Genomic DNA, 26164 nt, shown 5'->3' on the forward strand with positions numbered 1-26164 from the left:
TTACCGTCCGATCAAAATCTTTGCTTCGTCATGACCGCAGCCGCAAGCGCGTTATGCACGCAAGCGCGAAGCGCCTTCACCGTTTTGCCCCGTCCGTAGTAGACCCGGTTCGTCAGCAGCACGACGGCCAGATCCCGCTCGGGGTCCAGCCACAGGCTGGTGCCCGTGAAGCCCGTATGGCCGAAGCTGCGCGGCCCCATCCAGTCACCCGAGGCATCCAGCGGGTCGCCCTTGAGCGCCCAGCCGAGGCCGCGGCTCGCGCCGGGGATGCTCTCCGTGAAGCTGCGCACGGAGGCAAGGACCGCCGCCCGCGAGAGGAGACGCGGCCGGGGCGTTTCCTCTCGCGCCGCGCCGTGACGCGCTCCGGCGGCCGGGGCGGGGACGAGCCCGCAGCCCAGCCACATGCGAGCATAGCGGACCAGGTCGCCGGCCGCCGCGAACAGCCCGGCGTGGCCGCTTACGCCGCCGAGGGCGCGGGCGTTCTCGTCGTGGACGACGCCGTGCAGGCGGACTCCTGCGGAGGCGTCGTACTCCGTCGGCGCGATGTCCGCCTCCCGCCCGGCAGGCGGGCAAAAGAGGGCGCCGTCCATGCCCAGCGGCCCGAAGATTTTGGCGCGCGCCGCCTCGTTCAGCGGCACGCCCAGCATCTCCTCGGCTATGCGGCCGAGGATCATGTAGCCGACGTCGCTGTATGCCATCCGCGTACCGGGTTTGGCCTGGAGCGGTGTCCGGTACACCGTCTGCCACATCTCTTCCCGCGTCAGATGAGACGAGTACAGATTGACGAGCGGCGGCAGTCCCGACGTATGCGTCAGGAGCTGGCCTACCGTGACTTCTTCTTTGCCGCCGCTTGCAAACTCAGGCAGCAGGGATGCCGCCGGTGTATCCAGGGTCAGCCTGCCCTCGTCGATGAGCCCGAGCACCAGCGGAAGCGTTACCGTCACCTTGGTAAGCGAGGCGCAGTCGTACAGGGTCCCCGCATGTACCGGCGCCGGACCGTTACCGTCCGGATCGGCAGCTCCGGCCGCGTATACGAGTTCCTCGTCTCCGCGTACGATGGCCAGCACCGCTCCGGGAGTAACGCCTGCCGCAATCTCGCGGTCAACAGCCCGGCAGGCGGCGATTACCCCTTCCGGCGACAGGCCCAGTGCCGAAGCTCCGGTTGCGGCCGCCTCATACCCCATTGCCGCGGGCCTCCGTGGCGGAAGCCGCCGCGGCCGCTTCCGGTCCATAGAGTAGATACTGCCTGCGAATGCCGGCCCATTCCTTCCCGTCGCGTTCCCAGGAAGCGATAATCGCTTCCAGAGCGCCGGGCTCATGCAGGGTCAGGCGAATCCGGTCGCTGCCGCTCAGCAGGTCGATGAAGGTGGACTGGCCTTCCTTGAAAGGCGCCAGCCATTCGAATTCATCGGGATGAAGCCTTTGGATCCTACTCAACAAGTGAAGGCCGGCGATGGCCGATTTGTACACTTTCGGGTCCGTAACGAACGTCATCACGCCGTTGCACAGCTGACCGGCATGTTTCGAGAAGGTCGGCGTAAACGTGACCGGATGGAACCGGACGCCGGGAAGGTTCAAAGCATTCAGCTCGCGGCAGGTTTCCTCCGCCTTCAGCCACGGTGCCCCCACCTGCTCGAAAGGCTTGGTCGTACCGCGTCCTTCCGACAGGTTTGTTCCTTCGAACAGACAGTGTCCCGCATAGATCCGGACCGTATCCATGGTCGGCATGTTCGGGGACGGCGGAAGCCACGGCAGCCCCGTATCGGGATATTCCATCTCCCGCTCCCAGCCCTCCATTTTAACGACATACAGCTCGCAAGGCGTCTTCATTTGATCGGCCGCCAGCAGAGCGAATTCGCCGATGGTCATACCGGTACGGGCGGGCATTCTCCACGCGCCTACCATCGACAGCAGGCTTTCGTCCAGAAGGCCGCCTTCCCATTCAAGTCCGCCCAGCGGATTGGGACGGTCCAGCACAATCACGCGGACACCGGCTTCGGCGCAGGCTTCGAGCGTATAGATCAGCGTGCTGAGATACGTGTAAAACCGGACGCCGAGATCCTGGATGTCAAATACCATCGCCTGAAGCCCCGACAGCATATCGGCCGTCGGTTTTTTATGCTTGCCGTACAGGCTGTAGACCGGAATTCCCAGCTCCGGATCGGTTTCATCCTCGAACCGAACGCCTGCCTGGCGCTCTCCCCGGATACCGTGCTCGCAAGCGAACAAAGCGCCGAGCTCCGCTTCTTCCAAGGAAGCGCAAACTTGAATGGTGGACTGAAAGTCGCGGTTGATCCCCGTCGGGTTTGTCAGCAGTCCGAATTTACGGCCCTTGAGCAGCGCGGGCGCCATTTCCGGAAACCGGTCGGCTCCCGTTTTCACCTTCCCTTGCATGAGGTTCCCTCCCCTGTTGGATAATAAAATAGGGTCTTCTTTTTCCAATGATCTGTAACCGCTTTCTATGTGTCATTATAGCGTTTACGAAATTTTATTTCAATTATTTTTTACAATATAAAATTTTGTTCCCTTCCCGTTTTAACCCGTTTTAAAGAAACTTCCTTTTATTAAGCGATGATTTAGGGCCTTCGGAAAATGACCTGCCGGGCTCTTTTTGATCAAAATTTTATTTCAGAAATTTTAAAAATATATAAACTTTTATTTTACAATCTTCCCGTGCTTCCGCTATACTATTGTCAGGGACTCCAACTGCATTCCCTTTTTTTCCTCCAGTTTCCATGCCACGCATTTCTTTGACGGCTGGAACTTCTTTTTTATGTTTGCCTTACAGCCGTTCTCAACAGCGAATACCCCGAACCCGCCCGGCACTGACCGAGGCAGGCAATCGGGCTGAGTTTTATACATCATACTGGCATTCTTACAGTTTCTACAAAAATAACGGAAGAAAAGGTGACTCCCATGGATTATGTCATCGGCCTTGACGGCGGCGGCACCAAAACCGAAGCCCTCGCAATCGGCTTGAACGGCGCAGAGCTCGGCACTTGGACGGGCGGCCCGGGAAATCCTCACGCCGTTACTTTCGCAACCGCTTCGACGGAGCTCGGCCGCCTTCTCACCACGGTCAAAGATGCTCTGCCGGGGCGCAGATGCCTGGCCGTTTGCGCCGGCCTTGCCGGAGTAGACACCGCCGAGGAACGGAGCACAATGGAGCGGTATCTGAACCAAACCCTTACGGGAAGTGCTTACGAGGGTGTATCTCTTCTGATTAAAAACGACGCCGAAATCGCGCTGAAAGCCGCCCTTGGCTCCAGCAAAGGCATCATCGCCATTGCAGGCACCGGTTCCATCATTTACGCCTTCGATTCCGAAGGGAACAAGTACCGCGCCGGAGGCTGGGGGCATCTGCTCGGCGATCAAGGCAGCGGCTACGATATCGGGCTCTCCGTTCTTCAAACCGTCATGAAAAGCTACGACGGCGTACTTCCCGCGACCGTGCTTACAGAAGCCGTCCTTCAAAAACACGGCATCCGGGACGCGGCGGAGCTGCGCGGAGTCGTTTATCGGCCCGGCGTGCAGAAAGCGCAGATTGCCGAGCACGCGGAGCTCGCTGTCCGTGCTGCGGCGGCGGGAGACACACTTGCCCGGCAAATCATCGTGCGCTCGGCCGAAGATCTCGCCGACCTCGTCGTTGCGCTCCGGAACCGCCACCCCGGGCTTGACCGTCTGAAAATCGGCGCGGCCGGGTCGATTTTCGCGCACTGTCCGCTCTTCTACGATACCTTCCGGGTGAACGTATCGCGGGAAGACGATTTATCCGACGTCGTCTTGTCCGGCCGCCGCTCATCTGCAGGTGCCGCCGATTATGCCAGGGAGCTTGCGGCCTCCCAAGGGGTGAAGTAAGCGGCCGCCTAATATGCCGCGTTGCGACCGCATTTATATCCCTTTTTAACTACCGGAGGTACCTTATGAAAGAAAATATACACAGTCTCACGACCGAGCAGCAAAATCCCCGGACCCGCCAATTGGACCAGAGATCTGCTTTGGATATCGTCACGCTGATCAACCAGGAGGATTTAACCGTCGCTGAAACGGTCCGGCAGGTGCTGCCGGCCGTGGCCGAAGCGGTTGATTGGATCACGCAGCGGCTTTCCGCGGGCGGCAGACTCTTTTACTTCGGGGCGGGAACAAGCGGCAGGCTCGGAATTCTTGACGCATCCGAATGTCCGCCCACTTACGGAACCGATCCCAAGCTGATTCAAGGAATCATTGCCGGGGGACCCGATGCGATTTTGAAAGCCGTGGAGGGAGCGGAAGACAGCGAGCAGCTCGGACGCGACGATGCGGACGCCTGCGGCGTCAGCTCCAAGGATGTCGTTATCGGCATCGCGGCAAGCGGCAGAACGCCCTACGTGATCGGCGCCATGAAGCGCGCCCGCGAACAAGGGGCGAAAGTTATCGCCTTGTGCAATAATCACGGCACCCCGATGGCAGCAATCGCCGATCTGGCCATTGAGCCTGTTGTCGGTCCGGAAGTCGTGCTCGGGTCGACCCGCATGAAAGCGGGCACCGCCCAGAAAATGGTGCTGAACATGCTCACAACGGCCTCTATGGTACGTCTAGGCAAAGTTTATGATAATCTGATGGTGGACGTTCAGCCTTCCAATTACAAACTGGTCGAACGCGCCAAACGCCTCATTGCGATGGCAACGGGCTCGGACAGCGAAGAAATTTCCCGGGCTTACGCGGAATCGCAAGGACACGTCAAAACCGCTATCGTTATGATTCTGGCTAAAATGTCCTATGAAGAGGCTTCACGCAGATTACAGGAAACCGGCGGCAAAGTCCGCATGGCGGTTGAATCGTCCGAAAGTGCCTCATAAGCGTTTATTTCTCAGCGAAAGGTTGCATGCACATGAATGTCCGCTTAGTGAAACCTGATGAAATGACCGAAGCCGCGGCGCTTGCCGACTCGATTTTCCGGGACGGCGAGCAGGTATCGATGGCCGTCGGCTTCCCTTATTTGTTCTCCGCCGTCACTTCCTCCTCGTTCGGAGCTTATGGAGAAGACAGCCGCATGACGGCTTTTATGGGACTGCTCCCGTCCGCCGTCCGGATCGGCGCCTCGCGGCTGAACGTGTTCTCCGTCGGCGCGGTCTGCACGGCCCCCGAAGCGCGGGGCCACGGGGTTGCCGGCCAACTGCTCGATGCCGTGAAGGATCAAGTCGCCGCATCGGACGGCGACCTGATCCTCGTGTCCGGCACGAGAAGCTTGTACACGCGCGCAGGCTGCCGCGAGTTTGGGACGATCCGGCGCTACACGCTTACGCCGGCAATGGCCCCGGCGCTGCGGGAAACGGCGGCCGAGGCTGCGCAAGCCGGCGTAAGCGAGGGCCGCACGGCCTCGCTCACGGGTGCGGGAGCCTCTGCCCGTGCGGCCTCGCAGGTCGCCGCCGGCGCTTCCCGCGGCACGGATGCGGCCGGACCGCTCCGCTGCCGGGAATGGACGCGCAGCGACTTGCCCGCTCTGGCCAAGCTGGCCGCTTCCCGCGAAGTCGCCTTCGAGCAGAGCCAGTGGGACCTGGCCGTGCTCATTGACGCGCAGGCTTACGCGAGATGCGTGAAGCTGGGGCACCGCGTCTACGTTGCGGAACGCGGCGGCGTCCCCGCCGCGTTCCTGGTCGCCGCGCTTCCGGGAAGCCTCCGGCCGAAGATGACGCCGTTCGCCATCGAATGGGCGGGCGAGCCTTCGGCCGTGGCCGCTCTGCTATCGCATGCGCTGGAGACGGCGGCCACGGAAAAGCTGGACGTGCTCGCTTCCCGGCACGATGCCGGACTGGCCGCTCTGCTGCAGAAGCACGCTCCGTACGCGGACGAGCGGATTCTGGGCACCGTCTATGTGCCCGATGCGGCCCGCCTTTTCCACCGGCTGAAGCCGTACTTGGCTGCGTTTCAGCCGGAAAAAGCTCCCCTGCTGGAAGGCAGCTCCGGCGCGGCCGAACGCGGCATCCGGCTGTCTTATCCGGGGCTGAACGACCTGGAGCTGGATGCGGACGCGTGGATCGCGCTTCTGTTCGACGGTCCGTTCTTGCTGCCGGGAGAGGAGGCTGCCGCGGACGCGAATGCGGTGCCGGTCCTTCCCGAAGGTACACCGGCACAATGGCGCGAGGCGCTGACAGGTCTGTTCCCTGTCCCGTTTCCGTCGACCTCCGGCCTCAATTACATCTGACGCGCACTTTATCGCCTCCCTGCCGATACCGCAGTTTTCATTGGAGCGGCAGCGGGATATGCGTATTGTGCCGCCAATATAAAAAAGCGCCATCCCTTAACGGGCAGGCGCTTTTTTCCGTTCTTAACGTTCGGCACAAACATGTACAGGCGCTCGCCTTTTGTCCAATTTCCCCAACCGAAAGAGTTTTTTCGTGAACACATGTTTTGACGGCACTGCTTGTAGTGCTCCTTGTTAACTTGGAGCTTGTTTTTTAATATAATGATACAAAACAGATTGGAAACGACAGCGGCTGCTGCCGCTTCTGGAGGACTTATGACCGATACGGCTTCCGATGCCCCCGTCATTTTAAAAACCAAAATAGTCGTGCCTCTTCCAAAGGCGAATCTGGTTGCCCGCGAGCGGTTGACCGATTCTTTGTCCCGGGGAATAAACGGGCGGCTTACGCTTGTGTGCGCCCCCGCCGGATTCGGCAAAACGACCCTGCTTACCCAGTGGGTCCACAGCAGCGGGCATACCTGCGCCTGGCTGTCCCTGGACGCCAGAGATAACGATTTTATCCGCTTCTGGCGCACGCTCGTCCGCTCCCTGGCCGATAAGGCCGGAGACCCGGCCGGACAGCGGCTTGCGGGGCTTACGCTATCGCTGCAGGATATTTCCTCGTCCACTTTTCTGGATGCGCTTTTAAACGAGCTTTACGAGCTTCCCGGAAAAACGGTGCTTGTTCTCGACGACTACCACCTGATCGGAGACGCGCGGATTCACGACAGCCTGGCTTATTTTATCGAACACCTGCCGCCTGTGCTTCATGTGCTGATCGCAAGCCGCAGCGAACTTCCTTTTTCGACTGTAAAATGGACCGCCAAGCAGGAACAAAACGAACTGCACACGGCCACTCTTCAATTTACGGCCGATGAAACCGCGGCATTTTATCGGGATATCCACAATCACCCTTTGACCGATGAACAGATCCGGCGCCTCGCCGCACAGACGGAAGGCTGGGTAACCGGCCTGCAGCTGGCGCTGCTGTCTCTTCAATCCGGGGCGGACGCGGCCCGTTTTCCCGAGGAATTCCGCGTAGACCACCGGGTTATCTCGGATTATTTATTCGAAGAAGTTGCCTCGAAATTGCCGCCGGATCTCTATTCCTTCGTGCTGAAAACGTCCGTTCTTCAAGAGATGGATGCGGATCTGTGCGATGGGGTCACGGAAAGCGCCGACTCCGGGTTACTGCTCGAACGGGCTAAAAAATCAAACCTCTTCCTGGTGCCCCTGGACGAGCGCGGCGCCTGGTTCCGGTACCATCATCTGTTTGCCGGATTTCTGCAGGAGCTGCTTAAACGCAAGCAGCCGGAGGAATGGCGGCGGCTGAACCGGCTGGCAAGCGCGGGCTGCATTTCGCGCGGTTTTATGAATGAAGCGGTGGAATACGCCATAGCCGGCGAAGATTATCCTCTGCTGGAAAGCTGTCTGAGGACCCACATGCCCGCCGTATTGGAAAGCGGAGAACTGGGCAACCTCCTGCGCTGGTTCCGCAGCTTTCCTCCGGACTATGCCGTACCGCCCGCGTTGTCTTTGCGCCATGCTTTCGTCCTGCTCATGACGGGTCATGCGGAGCGGGCCGAGCGGCTGCTTAACCGGTTGGAGTCGTCTCCGGACGCTTCCATGGAGCCGGAAGAACGGAAAGAATTCCAGAGCGGGCTGCTCTTCGTGCGTTCGAATCTGATGTTTATGACAGGCATCTTCGATAAATGGTTCACTCACATCGGGACTCTGCTGCAAGAGATTTTACCGGCCGATCCGGCTTTTTACACGTTTAACTATAACCGGACCGAACCGCTGGTCAGACGGACCCCGCTCGGACTCAAAGGCGTCCTCTCGCCCGAGACGGAAAGGATCGGCACCTTGTTTACCAGTCTGCTGGAAGCCAGGGGATGGCACGGTTCCTACATTTATCTATACGTCATGCAGTCGCTCAGCGAGGGCTACTACGAGTGGAACCGGCTGGAAGACAGCCGCAGACTGGCAGTCCTGGTCTCCCGTTCCGCCCCAGCCAGGGAGCTGCCGGGCTTGTATGTGCCGATGCATTTGACGCAGGCCATGCTGGATGCGGCGGAGGGGCGCTTCGAGCTGGCCCATGCCGCTGTCGACGAAGCTCTCGAAGCAGCTTCCGGGCTGAGAGACAGCCGCTGGCGGCAGCTTTTGCAGGCGGCCAGAATCCGCCTGTATCTTAAAGAACACCGCTCCGCAGACGTGAAAAAGGCGCTGCCGCAGCTCGGTTTGTCCAGGAGGGACAAGCCCGGTTTCCGGCAGGAGTTCGAATACGTCACGCTGGCGCGCGCGCTCGGCAGCCAGCGCAAGGAGAAAGAAGCGCTGCGCCTGCTGGAGCTGCTTAAACCCCAGTGCGAGCGGGAGCGGCTTCTGTCCGGCATCATCGAAATCGGCATTTTGCAGGCGCTCCTGGAAAATCAGCGGGGTCAGCGTACGTCCGCTCTGCGCCATCTTCACGAAGCGCTGGAGCTGGGTGCCCGGAACGGCTACATCCGGAGTTTCCTCGATGAAGGCAAAGCCATGGAAACCCTGCTGCGGGCTTATGCCAGACAATACCGCTCTGCCCCGGATACGGCCGGCCAGGGAGGCGGGCCGCAGGCTTATGCTTTGAAGCTGCTCAGCCTGTTCATGCCCGCCTCTCCCCAGCGCAAAACTGCGGCCCCGGGGCTCGCGGACGAACTAAGCCGCAGCGAAATCAGCCTGCTCCGGCTTATCCGCCAGGGCGCTACCAACAAGCAGATGGCGGAGCAGTTGACGCTTTCCGAGGGGACGGTCAAGGTCTACCTCTCCCGCTTGTACGAGAAGCTGGGCGTCTCCTCCCGTACCCAGGCGCTCGTTGCCGCGCAGGAGCTTAAGCTGCTGGATGCGGAATAGCATGCCGGCTTGGCTGAAACGATGCTTGTTTCAGCTCTTCCCGGCCCCGCTGTGCGCCAAGGCCGCTGCGCCGTCAAACCCCTCCGGGTCATATCCGGAGGGGTTTTTGTGTGGCTCTTGGTTCTGCTCTTGGTTCTGCTCTTAGTTCTGCTCTTGCTCCTGCTCTTGCTCCTGCTCTTGCTCCTGCTCTTGCTCCTGCTCTCGCTTCTGCTCTCGCTTCTGTTCTCGCTTCTGCTCTTGGTTCTGCTCTTGCTTCTGCTCCCTCTGCCATTCGTCAGCCCGTTCTTGCCTCGCTCTTCTATCCGCACCTCACTCCCGTTCTCGAATTTACTTTCCCCGCTGCCCTATACTGCTTTTTGCGTTGCAGTCTCCCCTCAGATTTCAGAGCAGATTCAGGTTGATTTAATCCCGTTTTAAGAAGTGCCGGGTACAATAGGTTTAGAACAGCGGATCAAACGTTTGCCTTAAACCGTTTTAGAAGGAAATTTGCCGGGTAATAATTCCGGCCGCAACGGAAACCCGTGTGCTACGTATAAGACTTAGAAGACGTCCTTTCAACTTACATACGAATTACTCCATTCGCTTATCGCCTACTTATGCTTATAGATACCGTTGTTCGTCTGATCCCACCTATTCGTTTACAGAAAAGAGGAAATACACATGAGACCCAAACATATTTTAATCGCAGGCACTGTCGCTTTTGCCATCACAATCGGTGCGGGATTTTGGAATGAAGAAAGCACCGCGGAAGTACAAATTATGATCCCGGATAACCCGGCCGCCTTCGATAAAGCGAAGACAGCCGCCACGCAAACCGCAGCCGCGCCCGTCCGGGACGAACTGCATCAGGCCCTGGGCGTCGCTTCCGACGAAGAGATTTACGACGCTTTGTATAACGGGCAGTCTCTGGCTGAGGTAGCGGCCGGCCATTCGCGGGATGTGCAGGATGTCATTGCCCTGCAAACGGCGCAATTGTCCGCGCAGCTGGATGACCGTCTCGCCGGCGGAAGCTTGTCCCGGGAAGCTTATGAAGCCCACAAGGCAGAGCTGGTCGAGGTCATCACCCGAAGCGTCACGAGCGTAACTTGACCGGTCTTTGCCGGTTCACCGCCGCCCCTCAAGCATCACGCTGTTAAAAAGAAAAAAAGGCGCCCTCCGATTTTACGGGGGCGCCCTTTTTGATTCTGCCGCATGCCTCATCGGCACTTGCGGTTAATATTTCTCGCTGGCACGCGATTGATCCTGCACCGACGTAACCGCCCGGCAAAAACAGAGCCCGCCGCAGCAGCTTGACCACGAGACTTACGTCTGCTGGAAATGGGTTGCGGCGACTTGGCATTCCTTGCATACGAACGCATAGGTAATCCCTTCGCCGTAATCATCCGCATCCTCCCAGGAGAATTGGGCCAGGAAGGTCATTTTCCCCGAGCACCCGGGACAATCCGGGTACTCCACATCCTGAATCCACGTGGGATGGCCCCCCACCTGCGAAGCCGCCGCCGGCTCCTGAGTCCAGACGGCGGCGTAGTACGTTCCCCGCTCCTTCCCCGAGAACCGCAGAGCGGGCCGCCTTCCGGCCTCCAACGGCCCATCCTCTTCCAGCACCGGGGAAACCGCGGGGGCGGCATTGTACCGGCTCCACCGGCTCCCTCCCTTACCGTCTATATCGGTAAAAAGAAAGCCATAGCAGGTGCAGCTCAAGCAGGTCGCGATCTTCAACCTCTCGCCTTCCATACCCAGGAACCGAAGCGAAGAATGTCTGAGGTCCAGATCGAACAAAACAGTCATTTCGCGGCCGCAGCCTCTGCAAAGCTCTTCGGTTTCACCGAAAAGGGATACAGGCTCGCCGCCGGAGGCTGTGCCTTTTTCAAAAGTCCGGCACTCCTTGTAAAACAAGTCGCTTCTCAAACCCTTTCCGTTCAGCATCCATCCGGCCTCCAGCGAGTACTGGTGCGGAGGCACATACAGTTCTCCGGCCCAGACAGGCGGAGTTTCCCGCCATTGGTTAAAGCGGGCCGCCACCGCCTCATCCCCGATCCAGGCCAGCGCGAGCAGCAGGAAATTGCGGTTGTCCGCATCTTTTTCCACTTGGTCCAGCAGAAAGTCCCGGATAGCGGCGGGAGCCTGCTTGTAGAGAATTCCCGGGTAGTAACGCTTCTTCCGGATAAGCTCGGGCAGGCAATCGTGCACCGGTATTCCCGTGAAACATGCCAGCGATAACAGAATGTCTTCCGCGATATCCGGCTCGTCTTCCGATATCAGCGCCGCCGCGTAAGCTTTCATCCTCTCGGCATCCGGTGCGGACAAAGAGGCATACAGATCCTCGGCCGTTTTCTCGTATGCCGTATAGCGGATAAGAGGGTTCGGAACTCTCGGCTCGCACATGATTTTCAAAATCTCCACGGGGTCCGTTATCCCCTCGTAGAGATTCACATCCCTACGGTTGCGGCGGATGAACTCCTCCCGTTCCAGCCGCTGCCGGTTCTGTACGCAGGGCATACAGTAACCGCCCGTCTTCTCGGCTGTCCGGGGAAGAATCGTCGCCCGGCAATCCGCGCTTTTGCACGGAATACGCTCCGTCATCGCACTTCATCCTTTCACCGTCCGGCGGACTTACATGAAGAGCACCGCCGGATTTTTCGCTTGAAATTCTTCCCGGGAACAGGAAACTGCCTTCGGCGCTCCTATTCTTTCTCCCGGGCTCCTAAGCTTTACTGCGGATTTCTTCGAGAATCCGCCCGCAGATTTCCTCAATCGACTGCGGGCCCAAGTCCCCTTCTCCGCGCTTGCGGACGGCTGCCGTGCCCGAATTTTTCTCGTTTTCGCCGAGGACGAACATGTACGGCACTTTTTCCAGCTGCGCTTCACGGATCTTGTAGCCCAGTTTCTCGTTTCTCAGCTCGGCTTCCGCGCGGATGCCCGCTTCGTCCAGCGATTTCTTCACGAGCATGGCGTAATCGGCGTAATGGTCGGACACCGGCAGAAGCTTCACCTGCACCGGCGCCAGCCAGAGCGGGAAAGCGCCGCTGTAATGCTCGGTGATGATGCCGATGAAGCGGTCGACCGAACCGTACACGGCCCGGTGGATAACGACCGGCCGGTGCTTCAGGCTGTCCTCGCCGATGTACGTGAGGTCGAATTTCTCCGGCATTTGAAAGTCGAGCTGGATCGTGCCGCACTGCCAGCTGCGCTTGAGCGCGTCGAGAATATGGAAGTCGATTTTCGGCCCGTAGAACGCTCCGTCGCCTTCGTTCACGCGGTATTCGATGCCCCGGTTATCGAGCACGTTTTTCAGGGAAGCTTCCGCCTGATCCCACAGCTCCTGGGAGCCCATGGAGTCTTCGGGGCGCGTGGACAGCTCGATTTTGTACTCGAAGCCGAAGACGCCGTAAATATGGTCGATCAGTTCGATCACCCGGCCGATTTCTTCTTCGATCTGGTCGGGGCGGACGAACAGATGCGCATCGTCCTGACAGAACGTGCGCACACGCATCATGCCGTTCAGCGCACCCGACATCTCGTGCCGGTGCACCTGCCCGTACTCGGCAAGGCGGATCGGAAGTTCCCGGTAGGAATGCAGGCTGTTTTTATAAATCAGCATGTGGCCCGGACAGTTCATAGGCTTCAGCGCAAAACTCGTATCGTCCACATCGGTAAAATACATGTTGTCCTTGTAATGGTCCCAGTGGCCCGACTGCTCCCAGAGGCGTCTGTTCATCATGAACGGCGTACGCACTTCGTCATATTCCCGCTGCCGCTGCAGTCCGCGCGCGAAGCTTTCCAGCTCTGTGCGGATCGTCATCCCTTTGGGCAGGTAGAACGGCATGCCGGGGGCTTCTTCGGAGAACATGAACAGGCCGAGTTCCCTGCCCAGCTTGCGGTGGTCGCGTTTCTTGGCTTCCTCCAGCAGATGCAGATGCTCGTCAAGCTGCGCTTTTTTCGGGAAAGCCGTGCCGTAGATGCGCTGGAGCATCTTGTTGGCGGAATCCCCGCGCCAGTAAGCGCCTGCCACGTTCAGCAGCTTGAACGCTTTGATCCGCCCCGTCGAAGGCAGATGCGGTCCCCTGCACAGGTCGATAAACTCCCCCTGTTCGTAGACGGAAATTTCCGCATCCTCCGGAAGGTCGCGGATCAGCTCCAGCTTCAGGGGATCTTCCATGTCGCCGAAAATGCGGAGAGCCTCCTCCCGGCTTACGACCCGGCGGACGATCGGCAGGTTTTCGCCCGCGATCTTCTCCATCTCCTTCTCGATGGCGGCGAGGTCTTCGGTCGACAGGGGCTTTTCGAGATCCAGGTCGTAATAGAACCCGTCCTCGATTACCGGGCCGATGCCCAGTTTCACGGCTTTGGCGCCGTAAATCCGCTTGATGGCCTGCGCCATGAGGTGAGCCGTGCTGTGCCGGTAAATGTTCAGCCCATCGGCGCTATCCGGCGTGATAATCTCGACCGCGCTGTCCCGGTCGATAGACGTGTTCAGATCGACCGGTTTGCCGTTTAGTTTGCCGCCGAATGCGTTCTTACGAAGTCCCGGACTGATGGACTGGGCCACCTCTTCAATCGTCGTCCCTCTGGAATACTCCCGGACCGATCCGTCTGGCAAGGTTACTTGAATATTCATCGTCTATCCCTCCACGAGCAATTTTGTTGAACGCAAAAAAACGCAGCTCATCCACAAAGGGACGAGTGCGTTCAGCTCGTGGTTCCACCCTCATTTGATCTGCCTCGAAGCGCGCAGAATCCTCATTTGGCATCCGGTAACGGAGATGATCCGGTGTCATCTACTGCCGCTCGGACTACTTTGTGCGGGTTCAATGCCACGGCTGCAAAGGGGTAATTCCGCATCCGTCGGCAGGAGAAGCTTTCAGCATGCGCTTCTCTCTCTGGGCAGCCCGTGAAGGGAATCGTGTCTTTGGTCAATGCCTGTATGGGTAGAAATTATAGAATCGGCCGGGAAGGATGTCAAGCCGCCGATTTCTATTTTTCTCCATGCCAGGTCACTTCGTGCCGCTTGCCGTGCTGATTTCGACCGGTTCGGAATTATTTCTTCCCCCGACGGCTTTAACGACAAACTCATAGGTTTGCGAGGAGTCGGTGCCGCTCAGCGTATAGCTGTAGGCGGTCTGCCCGCTGACGGCCGGAACGTAGGCGCTCCAGTTGATGCCCGCCCTGCCGTTCTTCTCGTAAATGCGGTAGCCTCTAACCGGCTCGGATGTGCTGGCGGGAGCTTTCCAGGAAATAACCGCCTTGCCCGACTGTTTGACGGCACTCGCATTTTCCACCTTGGCGGGCTTGCCGTCCGTCCGCTTAATGCTGTAGGACTCATAAACAGCGATGGGTTTGTCTTTTACAGCCGTATAGGACGTGAATTTGAGCACATCGCCGGTGATCGACACATCCACGAACATCTTCTTGTTCGGCTGCTCGTTCTTGGCTGCGAAGAACGTATCCGCTTTCGGGTTCAGATCGTAGAACTTCGACGCGCCTGAGTTGCCCATCAGGTATACGGTGCCTTTCGGATTCACAACGTTGCCCTGCTCGTCGATAATGACATTTTTGATGGGAACGTTATTCAGCATCTGGTAGGATCTCATGTACATATGGTCATGTCCTTCGAAAACCATGTCCACGCCCAGCTCATCGAATACCGGAATCAGGTACTTGCGGTAAAACTTCACCCGGTCGTCTTCCGCCGTGGCGTTGTCTCCCGAGGAATAAGGTCCTTTATGCATGGAAACGAATTTCCATTTTTTATCCGACTTGGCCACCTGATTCCTCATCCATTCCAGCTGTTTCGTGAATTCGGGATCGGCTTTATACGGGGAAACCTCCCCTTCGTACTGGGAATTGATTTGCATAAAGAGCGCATCGCCGTATTCAAACGCATATACCGATCCGTCATGGGCGCCTGTCCCGACATCTTTGGGCAAATTGAAGTGGTTGTAAAAATTGTTGTTGGGATAGTCCTCCACCTCATGATTGCCGATAATCGGGGCGAACGGCACGTTGGCGAACTCTTTTTTCGGAACGCCCAGGAACCACTGCCACAGCTGCTCCAGATCCCCGTCATCCGTCAAATCCCCCGTCAGCAGGACGAATTTGGGATCTACCGTCTTCTCGATGGCCCTCTTGAACGTATCCTGCCACAGCTCGAAGTTGGATTTGCTGGAGCCCTGCGTGTCGGTCACGTACAGGAAGTGAAAGTCCTGATTGTCGGCCCGGTCCGTCGTAAAAGATCCGGTCTCGCTCCAGCCGTCCGCATCCCCGTTGCCGGCCCTGTAGACGTACTTCGTACCCGGCTTAAGCCCGCTTGCGGTCGCTTTGTGGCTGGCGAATTTCTTGTATTTCTTCGAGCTTCTGTCGCCCGCGGTCATCAGCGTGTCAATAACGGTGACACTGCCCGTGTAGCTCTGCGCCAAGTCAGCCGGGAAGGTGCCGCCCAGGGCTTTGGATGCTTCCACCACCTGGACAACCGTGCCCTTCACCGTTTCGGCCGTATACCAGTCGAACGAGAGGCTTGTTTTCGGGTCGCCGTTGAACGTCATGTTCAGTAAAGACGGCGTTTTGTTGCCGGAGTCCGGCAGCCTCGTCGTGAAGCTCCACGTAATGTCGGCGGACGGGGCCGCGCCGTCCTGGGCGCCTTTTACGAGTCCCTTGGGAACGGTGACCGTGTAAGTTTTTCCGGCCGCCAGATCGGGATGGCTGATTTTGAGGGTGCTGCCGCTCACCGCCGACGAGACGCCGGAAAGCGAAGCGCCGCCGCTGTCCGTGACCGCCGCTTTATACGCGTTGTCCTGCACCACGGCTTTGTTGAAGATCACGCTGATTTCGGTGTTCACAGCCGCGTCGGCCGCTCCCGGAGCGGGAGTTCTGCTTACAGCCGTCGTCGGCTGTTCCCCGGGTTCGCCGCTGCCGCGTTCGCCGGTCACGAGCACATCCTTGATCCGGCTGGAACCCGAGCTGGATACCGTGCCGCCGCTTACACTGGCGGTCGAGCTTACGACCCAGCGGATGTAAAGCACATCCTGATCGCCGGCCCCTTGCGGCAAGGAGAGATTCGTTAATTTGCAGGCATTGTTCGGACAGCTGAAATTATTTTGGGCCAGGACCAGCTTCCCGTTCGGAATGTCCGTCCACGTCTGCTGATCGGTGCTGAATTGAACTTTGAAGTCTCGCGGACCGGTGCTTGAGGAAGTCTGCTGCGATGACAGGGTAATGTTCTGGTACCCTTTGGTGGAGAGTGCCGCGAGCCAGTATTTCTTGCCGCTGCCGTCGTGCCATCCCTGATTGCGGATGCTGTTTTCGCCGGATTCGTATGTGTACTGGTCGGTATTGGTGCCTATGTCGCGGATCGAAGAAGCCGATTGGAACACACCGCCCGTGGCGGGAAATACACCGTTACTGCCTTTGTCCTTGAAAATCCACTGCGCCAGCGTTTCTTTAACCGCCGCCGCTTCCGTCCGTACGCCATTGCTTGCTCCCGCCGTACCGCTTGCCGAAACGGCTCCGGCCAAGTCTAGCGCCAGCAGCAGGAACACGACGAACAGACTGATGGAACGCGTCATTCTTTTGCCGGGAAAAGCTCGATCCTTCCGCATTTCGCTTCCTCTCCTCATGTGATCAGATGGGTAAAGCGGTGCATCCACAAAATTAAAGCGCTTTAATTTTGCTTTATTTATCTTATCACGTATTCCATTTTTTTGTAAATTATCAAAGATAAGCGAGTATATAAACAAAAGGGCGCCGACATGTTCGTACTCACAATGACGCAGCACAAAAAGCACGGGTCCTCGCGGACTCGCGCTTTCGACAAAACCGTGCAGGCCGTAAGGCTCCTCGTTCCTTCCCCTAAAACGAGCGGGCCGCCCGAGTCGTCAGCCTTTCATAACACTGTCGGAACTGTACGTATCCGAGTATTGCGTCTCGCCTTCCTTCAGCCACACATCCGCAAATTCGTCCGGATTTTGCTTAAATTGCTCCAATACGTACGAGCAGGCGGGAATAATTTTTCTGCCGTTCTCACGGGCCTCCGCAACGACATAATCCAGCAGCATTCGACCCAGGTTGCGGCCCCGGTACTTGGGCTCGATAAACGTATGGTTGACGATCCATGTGTCCACATCGACCATATGGTACGTCATTTCTCCCACTGTGCCGCCTATGCCTGTCAGGATATAGCTGGTTCCCTGCTTCTGGACCACAATGTCCACATATCCCTCTTCGCCCGTCTCGCGAGGGGCGGAATTCTTTTCCTCCGGCAGGTTCCGGTTCAATTCGCTCATTTTATCGCACCTCCTGAAAAGAGTTATCGTTCTAGGCAAGCGGATGAAACCGCGCTATAGGACCTCTTTACCCGAAGAGCGGGGTTGTGAAGCTGATTTGAACCGGTGACAGCCTTCCAAAACCTCTCTTCAACGCTATGAATGAAAGGGGGTTTTTGGCGAAAAAACGAAGGTTCCGCGCCTCTATTCCGCATTCCGTGTCGAATGGAGATAATTTCTACAAATAAGGACAAAAACTGAACAAAAATTGTCGATTACTTTTTTAATTGGTTATGGTACTATAATTTGTAAAATACTTTATCTAAGTAAAGTTTTAGGATTCTTGATTTTTGCAAGCGCTTCGATTATCTGAAAATCACGACTCTCCCCAATTAACTGTGAAAATGGATGAATGGACATCTTATTTTAGCAAGGAGGTGAAAACAGGACTATGTACCTTCCAAAATGGAGCGGCTTGTACGTCCACGTCAAATGGTTTACCGAAGACCACGTCTGGAATCCGCAGCCCATGACCAAAGTCATCACGCCCGCTTTTCTGCTTTGGCTCGGGGTTACGCTGGCCGCCCTGCTCGTCTGTGTCCTCTTCAGCGAATCGTTGGAGCGGATCGGTCTTGTGCGCCGGGTTCATCAGTTTTTGAACCGATTAAAGCGCTATCAATTGCTTATTCTGCGCGTCGGTGTCGGTTTGGGCCTGCTGATGCAGTTGTTTACGGGCACATATCTCGCGCCGGCTTTCGTATCGGACCACGTCTGGGTGTACGCCGTGCTGATTCTGGCTATCGCCGGGCTTCTCCACCGCAGGCTGTTGGTCGTGAGCGGTGCCGCTCTCGCTGTCCTGTATGGGTATTCCCTCGTTACATACGGGCTCTTCCACGGGCTTGATTATTTTTTCTACGCCGGCGTTATTTATTACCTGCTCGTCACCGAGAGCCGCTGGAAGCAATCGGCTACACCCGTTCTCTACCTATGCACGGGGCTGTCCCTCGCCTGGCTTTCCATGGAAAAAATGACACTGGCCAAGCTCGCCTGCTCGCTTATGCACGAGTACGGACTCCCTACGCTCGGCTTCACGGTTGAGGATTTCGTGCTGATCAGCGCGTTTATCGAAATGGGGCTCGCCTGGGCGTTTATCATGGGAATCATGAACCGCTTCACCGCTCTCCTGCTTACCGGCGTTTTTCTCATGACGACCACCTTTTTCGGGTTCAAAGAAATCGTGGGCCACACCATTATGCATACGATTCTTATTTTGTTCATTATCGAAGGGAGCGGTGCCGCCAAAACGTTATATCAGTTCCACCGTACACCCGTCATGCGATGCTTGTTCGTTGCCGTTAACTTCTGCATCGTCGTGTTTGGTCTGATGGGCCTTTACATCTGGCTGGGACAATTTAATCCACTCTAATTTTCGGAAAGAAGGAAACTGATAACTACTTCTCCCTCAACAAAGAAAGGACGCAGGCTGATCGGTTGGAACAGCCCCGTCCTCTTTTATATGTCCGTTATCGGCCTCGGTTGGCACGCAGCCCCAGACTCTCCAGCTCCGCCAGGGCGTCTTTCGCGCTCCGCTGCGGATTTAGCGCCGCTATAAGCTCTTCCGTAACAGCCGCACCCGCGAATAGCCCGCGTACCGCTTCAAGATCGACCGGTTTCTCGTAGTAGGACACGGCCCACTCCGCATGTTCTTCCGGTGTATTCATCAGATAGCCGAGCAGAAAATCGGACCCGTCGTCCTCCCCTTCGGCCTCCAGAAGATCTCCGGTCTTCCACGCGGAATCGCCGGCCTGCCGCCAGATGCAGAACGTAACGTCCTCCCGTTCGAACAGGTCGTTGTCCAGATAGGCCAACAGTCCGGCAGGTGCCGTCTCATACATGCCCGGCCATACGCCATACTCCTCGCGGGCATGCGGACTGAGAGGCGACATGTGGTCAAAGCCCTTAATGATGACCCCCTCTTCCGCGAAAACCACGTACACGTCATCGCCCGCCCCGTTCTCGACGATCCCTAGAGCGGCGTCTGCTTTCCAGTCCGGCACGTACCGGTACACTCTCAGCCATTCTTCCCCGTTCATGATGACATCCAAAGCGGCCATATGCAGCAGCTGTCTTTGCAGCTCAGCCGGTTCCGGCAGCGGACGTTCCCAGTTTTTCATTCGTTCTCCCCCTGTCGTCGATAAGGTTTCTCGGCTCCCCGCGCGAGCCTTGTGCATCCGAATCCTATTCCTCATTCTCTGTGCGGATCATCCTTATCGTACAAAAGTCTTCCTGCCTGTACAAGCCGCGAGGTCCCGTTGTGTTTATCCCCGTCCTATCACACCCCAGACGATCACTTCCAGACCTACACATTTAACGCTTGAAAAGCGCGTTATTCGGCCGCAGCCCGGTGTTCCGCCGATTCCGCCCGAGCACGGAATACGCTCATTTTAATCAGGATCAGGAAGAACGCCAAGGCAGCGAACAAGACCCCGCTCCAGACAAGCTGATGCACACCGAGCCGGGAAATAAACCAGCCTCCGGCCGCGCTTCCTATCGTAATCCCCAGATTCGAAAACGATACGAAAAGACTGTTCCCGAACTCGGGAGCTTCCCCTGATTCCTCCATCAGCCATGTCTGGCTGATAATGAGCCCGCCTGAGTGCACAATCCCCCACAAGACAATCATTCCGATCATCGGAACCAGGTACGGCCCGAGCCAGTAGTTCATCAAATAAATGACGGCGTACAGAAACGGAAACAACAGCACCGTCTTCGTTACGCTCTTCTGCAGCAGAACACCGAACAGAAAATTTCCCATAATCATAACGATACCGAACACCATCAGCATCGCGCTGATTAACGAACCTGTCATCCGGCTCACTTGGCCCAGATACTCCGCAAAGTAGCTGTACACCGAGAACATAGCCGCAAACAAGCACATAACGGCAGCAATATTCAGCCATAAACCCGGTTTCCGTAAAATACCGAGCTGTTTGCCGTACGACATTCTTTCCTTAACCGGCATGGACGGCAGCCAGAAAAGGATGCCCGTAAATGCGGCCCCGTTCACAAGGGCCCCGAACAGAAATGCCGCTTCCAGCGAAAGCTGCTCCGCCAAATAAGAAGTGAGGGGAACGCCGAAAGCGAACCCGACCGTAATGCCGGCAAAAACTTTAGTCACCGCTTGGCCGCTCTTTTCCGGGGGAACGAGCTTGGCTGCAGTCACCAGCGCTACCGAGAAAAACACCGGATGGAAAAACGCCGGGAGGATGCGGAACAGCAGCATTACATTGTAGCTGGTCGTCATCATGTAAACGAGGTTGGAAATCGTGAAGACAAGGACGGAAAGAAGCAAAATCCGTTTGCGATTTATTCCCGAGGCAAGCAGTGTCAGGAACGGTCCAGACACAGCCACCACGAGGGCAAACAAGCTGACCAGCAGGCCGGATTGGGAGGCCGTTACCCCGAATTTCTCCGTAATTTGGGGAAGCACTCCGACCACGCCTATTTCTGTCGTAATAATGCCGAAAACGCCCAAGGCGAGAATCACAATGAGCAGCGTGTTTCTCTGTTTCATGCAGCAAACACTCCTGTCTGACTCGTATTTTGTATCTATGTGGAATGAGAAGTGAATTCTCATGAATAAGTCGAATTCATACTTTTATTCAAATATCTAAATATATAGATTTATTTGAGCAAAAAAAAGCGCTCCCTCCTACAGTTCATTCCGGATATAATCGGCAAACTCCCGGATTGTTTTTTCATTGCGTCTGTAAAACGTCCACTTGCCTATCCGTTCCGATTCGACTAAACCTGCCTTCTGCATAGTAGCTAAATAGCTGGAGATTACCGATTGCGCGAGACCCGTCTTCCCCTGCATATCCGCTACGCAGACCCCCGTCTTGAATTCGATGCCGTGCTGGATATATGGCGCCGGGTCGAAATGCTCGGCAGGATTTTTGAGCCAGTCGAGAATTTGCCGCCTAGTTTCGTTGGCCAGTGCTTTGTAGATCAATAAAGGTTCCATGTTCCCTATTATATCTAGAATTATAGATTTGTAAACCGCCACTCCTTCCTAAGCCGCCAAAAACCCACTGTTCACCGGCTCCGCTGCGGGCTATACTTAGGAAAAAAGTGGTGAAGGAGCAATCTACGTTGAAAAAAGCACTTGTGATCGTCGACATGCAGGAAGTGTTCTACACATTGCCGGAGAATCACCTGTACCGGAAAGACGAGCTGGCCGACCGGATTAACGTCCTCATTGGCAAAGCCCGCTCCGCCTCGGTTCCCGTCGTATTCATCCAGCACACCAGTTCCGATCCCGGCGATGAATTTTATCCGGGCAGCCCGGATTGGCAGCTTTATCATGGATTGGCGCGGCATGAAAATGACACGGTGATCCGCAAAACGACGTGGGACGCTTTTCACGAAACGGAGCTGCCGGACTTTTTGCAGAAGCAAGGGGTCGAACAGCTCGTGTTTGCGGGCGCCCAGACCGAATTTTGCCTGGATACCACCATTCGTGCGGCTTACAGCCACGGGTACAAGCGCAATCTAGTCGCAAAAGATTGCCACAGCACCCTGGACAGCTCCGTTCTGCCCGCATCCAAAATTATTGAGCATCATGAAAATATTTGGAACGGGAGATTTGCTTCACTCCAGCCTATGGAAGCCATCGCTTTTTGAGCGCCTGCAAAAAGCAAAAAACCGCCGGCAGGTCAGCTTCGCGCTGGTCCGTTTCGGCGGTTTTGCTTTATTCGCCTATGGCGGGCGGCGATCCGCCCAATACGCTCCCCGATCTCTTTACGCATCCGCCGGAAAACATCCCGCTTCATTCACGCCAGAATTCTTAACCAGAAGTACAGGCCCAGTAGAGTAATAAACAACGTAGGAACGGTAAGAAGAATGCCCGTTTTAAAATAAGTGCCCCAGGAGATCTTCACTCCTTTGGAATTCAGGACATGAAGCCAGAGCAGCGTCGCCAGGGAACCGATTGGGGTAATTTTGGGTCCCAGGTCGGAGCCGATCACATTCGCATAGATCAACGCTTCTTTCGTGGCACCCGCCGCGCTGGTTGCGTCAATGGCGAGGGCGTCAATCATGACGGTAGGCAGGTTGTTCATGAGCGACGATATCAAAGCGGCCAGAAAGCCCATCCCCATCGTCGCCGCGAACATCCCCCGGTCAGCCGCCGCCTGAATAACACCGGCCAGCAGATCCGTTAAGCCTGCATTGCGCAGCCCGTATACGACCACATACATCCCGACGGAAAAAAAGACGATCGCCCACGGAGCGCCTTTTACCACTTCCCGGGCCGGAACGGCAGAGCTTTTACGCGCCATCAGCAGGAAGAAAACGGCGATAGCACCGGCGATAACCGACACGGGAATGTTCAGAAACCCGCTGACGAAATACCCGGCCAGCAGAACTCCCAGCACCGCCCACGACAACCGGAACATGGCGGGATCTTTAAGCGCATCCGCCGGTTTTTTCACCTGCTCCGCGTCAAAATGCCGGGGAATACTTTTCCGGAAGAAAAGATACAGCACCAGAATGCTGGCAGCCAGCGAAAATAAATTCGGCACGATCATCCGCCCGGCGTATTCCATGAAACCGATCCCGAAATAGTCTGCCGAAACGATATTCACCAGATTACTGACGACCAGCGGAAGCGACGTCGTGTCCGCAATAAAACCGCCTGCGATAATGAAAGGGAACACTTTCTTCTCGTCGAAACGAAGCGCCCGCACCATGGCCAGCACAATCGGAGTCAAAATCAACGCGGCTCCGTCATTGGCAAAAAACGCCGAGACAAACGCTCCGAGCACCGAGACATATATAAACATGCGAAGACCGCTGCCTTTGGCCGCTTTGGCCATGTGCAGCGCCGCCCACTCAAAAAAGCCGATCCGGTCCAGAATCAGCGAGATCAGAATAATCGCCACGAATGTCAGCGTTGCGTTCCAGACGATATTCGTGACATCCCACACATCCTGAAAGGTGACCACACCCACAAGAAGAGCCGCCGCAGCTCCGCCGCAAGCCGACCAACCGATAGACAAATTTCGGGGCTGCCAAATAATCAGCGTCAACGTAATCAAAAAAATGAGACAAGCCCACAGTACGGTACTCACTGCTCCAACCTCCACTTTAACGCTTCGTTCACGGATATCGCTACTTTTCGTTATATGAGCCCTATAATCCGGAATATTCTAAAACAATCTCGGGCCGACATTATTATATAACCATATACTTATATATACAACCTCTTTTTCTTGATCCCTGCCGAACCCGGAACTTTGCCTGCCTGGGCTTGCCCCGAAAGCTGCCTACCACCGGATCCGCCGGATCAGATCGAGAATCTTCTGCCGGGCCTCCGGTTCAACCGGCCACTGCTTGATCTCTCCGGCAACCCGCTCCAGGCTCGTGTAGCCTTTGGCCAGTCCGTTCAGCCGCGCCGCCAAAGTCGAATTCACCAGCTCGCGGTGAGAAGGATACAATGTGCCAAGCTTGTCGACGGCATCGGGAAATCTTTTCAAATAATATTTCTGATGCCGTTCCTCAGCCGGATAGAAAACCGAGTAGGGAGCCGCTTCCGTCTCCGTCTCCGTCTCCGTGCCTCCCTGCTTCTTACGCCGGGAAATCACCGCTTGTATGGCCTCCTGCTGCTCCCTGTTATGATACAAAATCAGCGACAAATACTGCCGCCCTTTATACCCGTTAATGTTGACGGGATTGTGGTTGTCCCAAAACACGTCCAGAATATCCTCAAACGTAATCACCGCGGGGTCAAACTCCAGCTCTACCGTCTCCGAATGGTCTCCCATTTCGCGATACGTCGGCTGTTCGGTCCTTCCTCCGGCATAACCTGTCCTTGTGCGGATTACACCGGGCAAATGACCGAACAAGGCATCCGGGCTCCAAAAACAGCCCATTCCGAGCGTTGCCGTTTGCAGATCGTTGTGCGGAAGCGTAAGCTCCGCCGTTTCCTTTCCGGCATGACAATCGTTCATTCAACCCGGCCTCCTTCGTATGATTAAGCTTATCCGGACTATTGTTCCCCACCCCGGGTGCAGCTAATAAAAAAACACCTATCCAGGTGTTTTTTACCGCTCCAACAGCTCGTCTATTTCCTTTTTCAATAAAAGGTACCTATGAACGCTTCTCATGATCGGCACCTTGGTCAGCGTGCTTTTATCTACATAAGTCTTCATCTGATCTTTGGACAGCCCCAGTAAATTTCCCGCTTCCGTGACCGTCAAAACAACCTCGTTACTCGTCGCATTGAACGTCTTTTTTACCTTTTGATTCCAATCCTGGAACGCTTGCATAGGATGGCAACCTTCCTAATCTTAGCCAGTACATTTCTTGACTGATTGTTTAAGTATACCACAAGAAAGGAGGTTTACCTAAGCTCATCGGAATTTGGCAAAGCCTATTTTACCTCTAGCCGGGCACCGTTTATGACAGAAGCCCATACAATACCAGGGTCAAATACCTAACCATTAGACAGGGAGGCAGCACATATGAGTTTTCACGGAGGTTTCGGGCACGGCGGCTTTGGACACGGGGGTTTTGGGCACGGAGGTTTTGGAGGCCCGTTCGGGTTTGGAAGTCCTTTCGGATTTGGAGGCTTTGGAGGATTTGGCACTCCGTTTGGGTTCGGGGGTTTTGGCACTCCGTTTGGGTTTGGAGGATTTGATGGCTTTGGAGGCTTTGGGACCCCCTTCGTTAGTCCTTTCTTTTTCCGCGAAAATAATCAAGGAACAGCTAATCCGTATTTCGCTGAACAATCAACCCCATCCTACCCAGGAGCTTCTCCCTACACATACCCCGGGCAGCAAACGGCCCCTCAATTTTATAACCATCAACTATGATCGCTTAGTGGAGAAAACAAAAAAAGGAGCTGCCGCCCCAGCTCCTCTAATCATTTAACCGGCCAATTTCAACCCGCAGACAGAAAATATAACGCCGAGAATACAACCGACCCGCATCCAGCCTCCCGGTTCCTTGAAAAATAACATCCCCACTACGGCGGCCCCGACCGTTCCGATTCCCGTCCATACCGCGTAAGCCGTCGCCAGAGGAATCGTTTCCATCGCCCGGACAAGCAGCTGGAAGCTTACGAGAAATCCCCCGATAAGGATAATGTTGTTGGTGACATTGTTATTTTGGGCGACCCGTTTAATCCCGATCACCCCGATCACTTCCAGCAGTCCAGCCGAAATGAGCAGCAGCCAATCCATCACGCCTCACTTCCTTTACCCGACAGTTTCAAACCGACGATACACGCCAGCAGAAGAAGTATAAAAACAATCCGTACCATGCTGACACCCCCTCCGGACATGACGATTTCCACAATCGTAGTCCCGAGCGTCCCCATACCTGCAAACACGGCATACACCGTCCCCACCGGTAAAACCTTGGCCGCTCTTATGATTAAATCGAAGCTCGTCAACAGGGCGATGAGGACGACAATACCGGGAACATTTTCATATTTGAATCCGCTTGCCCACACAATCTCCAGCAGTCCCCCCAGTATCACATAGGTCCATGCTCTGGCCTCACTCATCCGTACTTCCGATTTGGCTCCCATTCTACAACTGTCCCTCCTCCAAATGCTGTAAATGCCAGTCGACTATCCCGTTCTTATCGATTATGTTCATCTTCTTGGACAACTGTCCGATACTGTACATCCAAGTCCCTCCTTACCCCATAATTATAAGTCTCCAATATATGGGAGAGTCAAGGAGAGATTCGTACCTGTACAGCCTCTATATTGAAAAAACAGAACAACAAA

Annotated in this window: 23 protein-coding genes; 9 read left to right on the forward strand and 14 right to left on the reverse strand. The window is 56.1% G+C overall.

Going from position 1 to position 26164, the window contains the following annotated elements; all coding sequences use genetic code 11:
• Positions 1-11 precede the first annotated feature (11 nt).
• Together ACI48J_RS24725 and ACI48J_RS24730 are read right to left on the reverse strand one after the other, a co-directional pair.
• Positions 12-1184, reverse strand: coding sequence for a serine hydrolase domain-containing protein (locus tag ACI48J_RS24725; RefSeq protein ID WP_405080713.1), 1173 nt, complete (start codon positions 1182-1184; stop codon positions 12-14).
• Positions 1174-2394, reverse strand: a complete 1221-nt coding sequence (locus ACI48J_RS24730; RefSeq protein ID WP_405080714.1) for an exo-beta-N-acetylmuramidase NamZ domain-containing protein — start codon at positions 2392-2394, stop codon at positions 1174-1176. The genes ACI48J_RS24725 and ACI48J_RS24730 overlap by 11 nt, the downstream gene beginning before the upstream one ends.
• Positions 2395-2916: 522 nt before the next feature.
• Between ACI48J_RS24730 and ACI48J_RS24735 the strand changes: the two genes are divergently transcribed.
• The 6 genes from ACI48J_RS24735 to ACI48J_RS24760 all read left to right on the forward strand — a co-directional run bounded on the left by ACI48J_RS24735 (position 2917) and on the right by ACI48J_RS24760 (position 10198).
• Positions 2917-3858, forward strand: coding sequence for an N-acetylglucosamine kinase (locus ACI48J_RS24735; protein ID WP_405080716.1), 942 nt, complete (start codon positions 2917-2919; stop codon positions 3856-3858).
• 65 nt (positions 3859-3923) lie between these two features.
• Positions 3924-4838, forward strand: coding sequence for an N-acetylmuramic acid 6-phosphate etherase (gene murQ / locus ACI48J_RS24740; protein ID WP_326057334.1), 915 nt, complete (start codon positions 3924-3926; stop codon positions 4836-4838).
• A gap of 32 nt (positions 4839-4870) precedes the next feature.
• A complete protein-coding gene (locus tag ACI48J_RS24745; RefSeq protein WP_405080717.1) occupies positions 4871-6184 on the forward strand; it encodes a GNAT family N-acetyltransferase in 1314 nt (437 codons plus the stop codon).
• 315 nt (positions 6185-6499) lie between these two features.
• A complete protein-coding gene (locus ACI48J_RS24750) occupies positions 6500-9109 on the forward strand; it encodes a LuxR C-terminal-related transcriptional regulator (RefSeq protein WP_405080718.1) in 2610 nt (869 codons plus the stop codon).
• 9 nt (positions 9110-9118) lie between these two features.
• A complete protein-coding gene (locus ACI48J_RS24755; protein ID WP_405080719.1) occupies positions 9119-9526 on the forward strand; it encodes a hypothetical protein in 408 nt (135 codons plus the stop codon).
• A 243-nt stretch (positions 9527-9769) separates the two neighbouring features.
• Complete coding sequence (locus ACI48J_RS24760; protein WP_405080721.1) at positions 9770-10198, forward strand: hypothetical protein; 429 nt, start codon at positions 9770-9772, stop codon at positions 10196-10198.
• Between the two features lie 213 nt (positions 10199-10411).
• Here the strand turns inward: ACI48J_RS24760 and ACI48J_RS24765 are convergent, their stop codons facing one another.
• The 4 genes from ACI48J_RS24765 to ACI48J_RS24780 all read right to left on the reverse strand — a co-directional run bounded on the left by ACI48J_RS24765 (position 10412) and on the right by ACI48J_RS24780 (position 17388).
• Positions 10412-11692, reverse strand: coding sequence for a DUF1963 domain-containing protein (locus ACI48J_RS24765; protein ID WP_405080722.1), 1281 nt, complete (start codon positions 11690-11692; stop codon positions 10412-10414).
• A gap of 121 nt (positions 11693-11813) precedes the next feature.
• Positions 11814-13727, reverse strand: coding sequence for a threonine--tRNA ligase (gene thrS, locus ACI48J_RS24770; protein WP_405080723.1), 1914 nt, complete (start codon positions 13725-13727; stop codon positions 11814-11816).
• A 376-nt stretch (positions 13728-14103) separates the two neighbouring features.
• Positions 14104-16704: a metallophosphoesterase gene (locus tag ACI48J_RS24775; protein WP_405080724.1), complete on the reverse strand. Its 2601-nt coding sequence runs from the start codon at positions 16702-16704 to the stop codon at positions 14104-14106.
• Between the two features lie 276 nt (positions 16705-16980).
• Positions 16981-17388, reverse strand: coding sequence for a GNAT family N-acetyltransferase (locus ACI48J_RS24780; RefSeq protein WP_405080725.1), 408 nt, complete (start codon positions 17386-17388; stop codon positions 16981-16983).
• Between the two features lie 430 nt (positions 17389-17818).
• Between ACI48J_RS24780 and ACI48J_RS24785 the strand changes: the two genes are divergently transcribed.
• On the forward strand, positions 17819-18793 hold the full coding sequence (locus tag ACI48J_RS24785; protein WP_405080727.1) for a hypothetical protein: 975 nt from the start codon (positions 17819-17821) through the stop codon (positions 18791-18793).
• Between the two features lie 97 nt (positions 18794-18890).
• On the opposite strand, the gene ACI48J_RS24790 is transcribed toward ACI48J_RS24785, so the two are convergent.
• The 3 genes from ACI48J_RS24790 to ACI48J_RS24800 all read right to left on the reverse strand — a co-directional run bounded on the left by ACI48J_RS24790 (position 18891) and on the right by ACI48J_RS24800 (position 21391).
• Positions 18891-19541: a hypothetical protein gene (locus tag ACI48J_RS24790; RefSeq protein WP_405080729.1), complete on the reverse strand. Its 651-nt coding sequence runs from the start codon at positions 19539-19541 to the stop codon at positions 18891-18893.
• 212 nt (positions 19542-19753) lie between these two features.
• A complete protein-coding gene (locus ACI48J_RS24795; RefSeq protein ID WP_405080731.1) occupies positions 19754-20941 on the reverse strand; it encodes an MFS transporter in 1188 nt (395 codons plus the stop codon).
• Positions 20942-21079: 138 nt separating this feature from the next.
• Positions 21080-21391 (reverse strand): helix-turn-helix transcriptional regulator, encoded by a 312-nt coding sequence (locus ACI48J_RS24800; RefSeq protein WP_009675357.1) that lies wholly within the window; start codon positions 21389-21391, stop codon positions 21080-21082.
• Positions 21392-21519: 128 nt separating this feature from the next.
• Here ACI48J_RS24800 and ACI48J_RS24805 point away from each other — a divergent pair, with 128 nt between their 5' ends.
• Positions 21520-22050, forward strand: a complete 531-nt coding sequence (locus ACI48J_RS24805) for a cysteine hydrolase family protein (protein WP_405080733.1) — start codon at positions 21520-21522, stop codon at positions 22048-22050.
• 149 nt (positions 22051-22199) lie between these two features.
• Here ACI48J_RS24805 and ACI48J_RS24810 read toward each other — a convergent pair whose 3' ends face one another.
• The 3 genes from ACI48J_RS24810 to ACI48J_RS24820 form a co-directional block, all read right to left on the reverse strand.
• Positions 22200-23498, reverse strand: coding sequence for an arsenic transporter (locus tag ACI48J_RS24810; protein WP_405080735.1), 1299 nt, complete (start codon positions 23496-23498; stop codon positions 22200-22202).
• A gap of 195 nt (positions 23499-23693) precedes the next feature.
• Positions 23694-24377: a peptide-methionine (S)-S-oxide reductase MsrA gene (gene msrA, locus ACI48J_RS24815; RefSeq protein WP_405080736.1), complete on the reverse strand. Its 684-nt coding sequence runs from the start codon at positions 24375-24377 to the stop codon at positions 23694-23696.
• Positions 24378-24470: 93 nt separating this feature from the next.
• On the reverse strand, positions 24471-24695 hold the full coding sequence (locus ACI48J_RS24820) for a helix-turn-helix domain-containing protein (RefSeq protein ID WP_009672945.1): 225 nt from the start codon (positions 24693-24695) through the stop codon (positions 24471-24473).
• 277 nt (positions 24696-24972) lie between these two features.
• On the opposite strand from ACI48J_RS24820, the gene ACI48J_RS24825 reads away from it, so the two are divergent.
• Positions 24973-25299 carry a hypothetical protein gene (locus ACI48J_RS24825; RefSeq protein ID WP_405080737.1) on the forward strand — a complete coding sequence of 109 codons (327 nt, stop codon included), beginning with the start codon at positions 24973-24975 and terminating at the stop codon, positions 25297-25299.
• Here the strand turns inward: ACI48J_RS24825 and ACI48J_RS24830 are convergent.
• Complete coding sequence (locus ACI48J_RS24830; RefSeq protein ID WP_405080738.1) at positions 25296-25610, reverse strand: DMT family transporter; 315 nt, start codon at positions 25608-25610, stop codon at positions 25296-25298. The two genes, ACI48J_RS24825 and ACI48J_RS24830, sit on opposite strands and share 4 nt — an antisense overlap.
• Complete coding sequence (locus ACI48J_RS24835; protein ID WP_326052118.1) at positions 25610-25960, reverse strand: SMR family transporter; 351 nt, start codon at positions 25958-25960, stop codon at positions 25610-25612. The genes ACI48J_RS24830 and ACI48J_RS24835 overlap by 1 nt, the downstream gene beginning before the upstream one ends.
• Positions 25961-26164 lie beyond the last annotated feature (204 nt).

This window comes from Paenibacillus chitinolyticus (assembly GCF_045038035.1).
In the GTDB taxonomy this organism is placed as follows: Bacteria; Bacillota; Bacilli; order Paenibacillales; family NBRC-103111; genus Paenibacillus_F; species Paenibacillus_F chitinolyticus_A.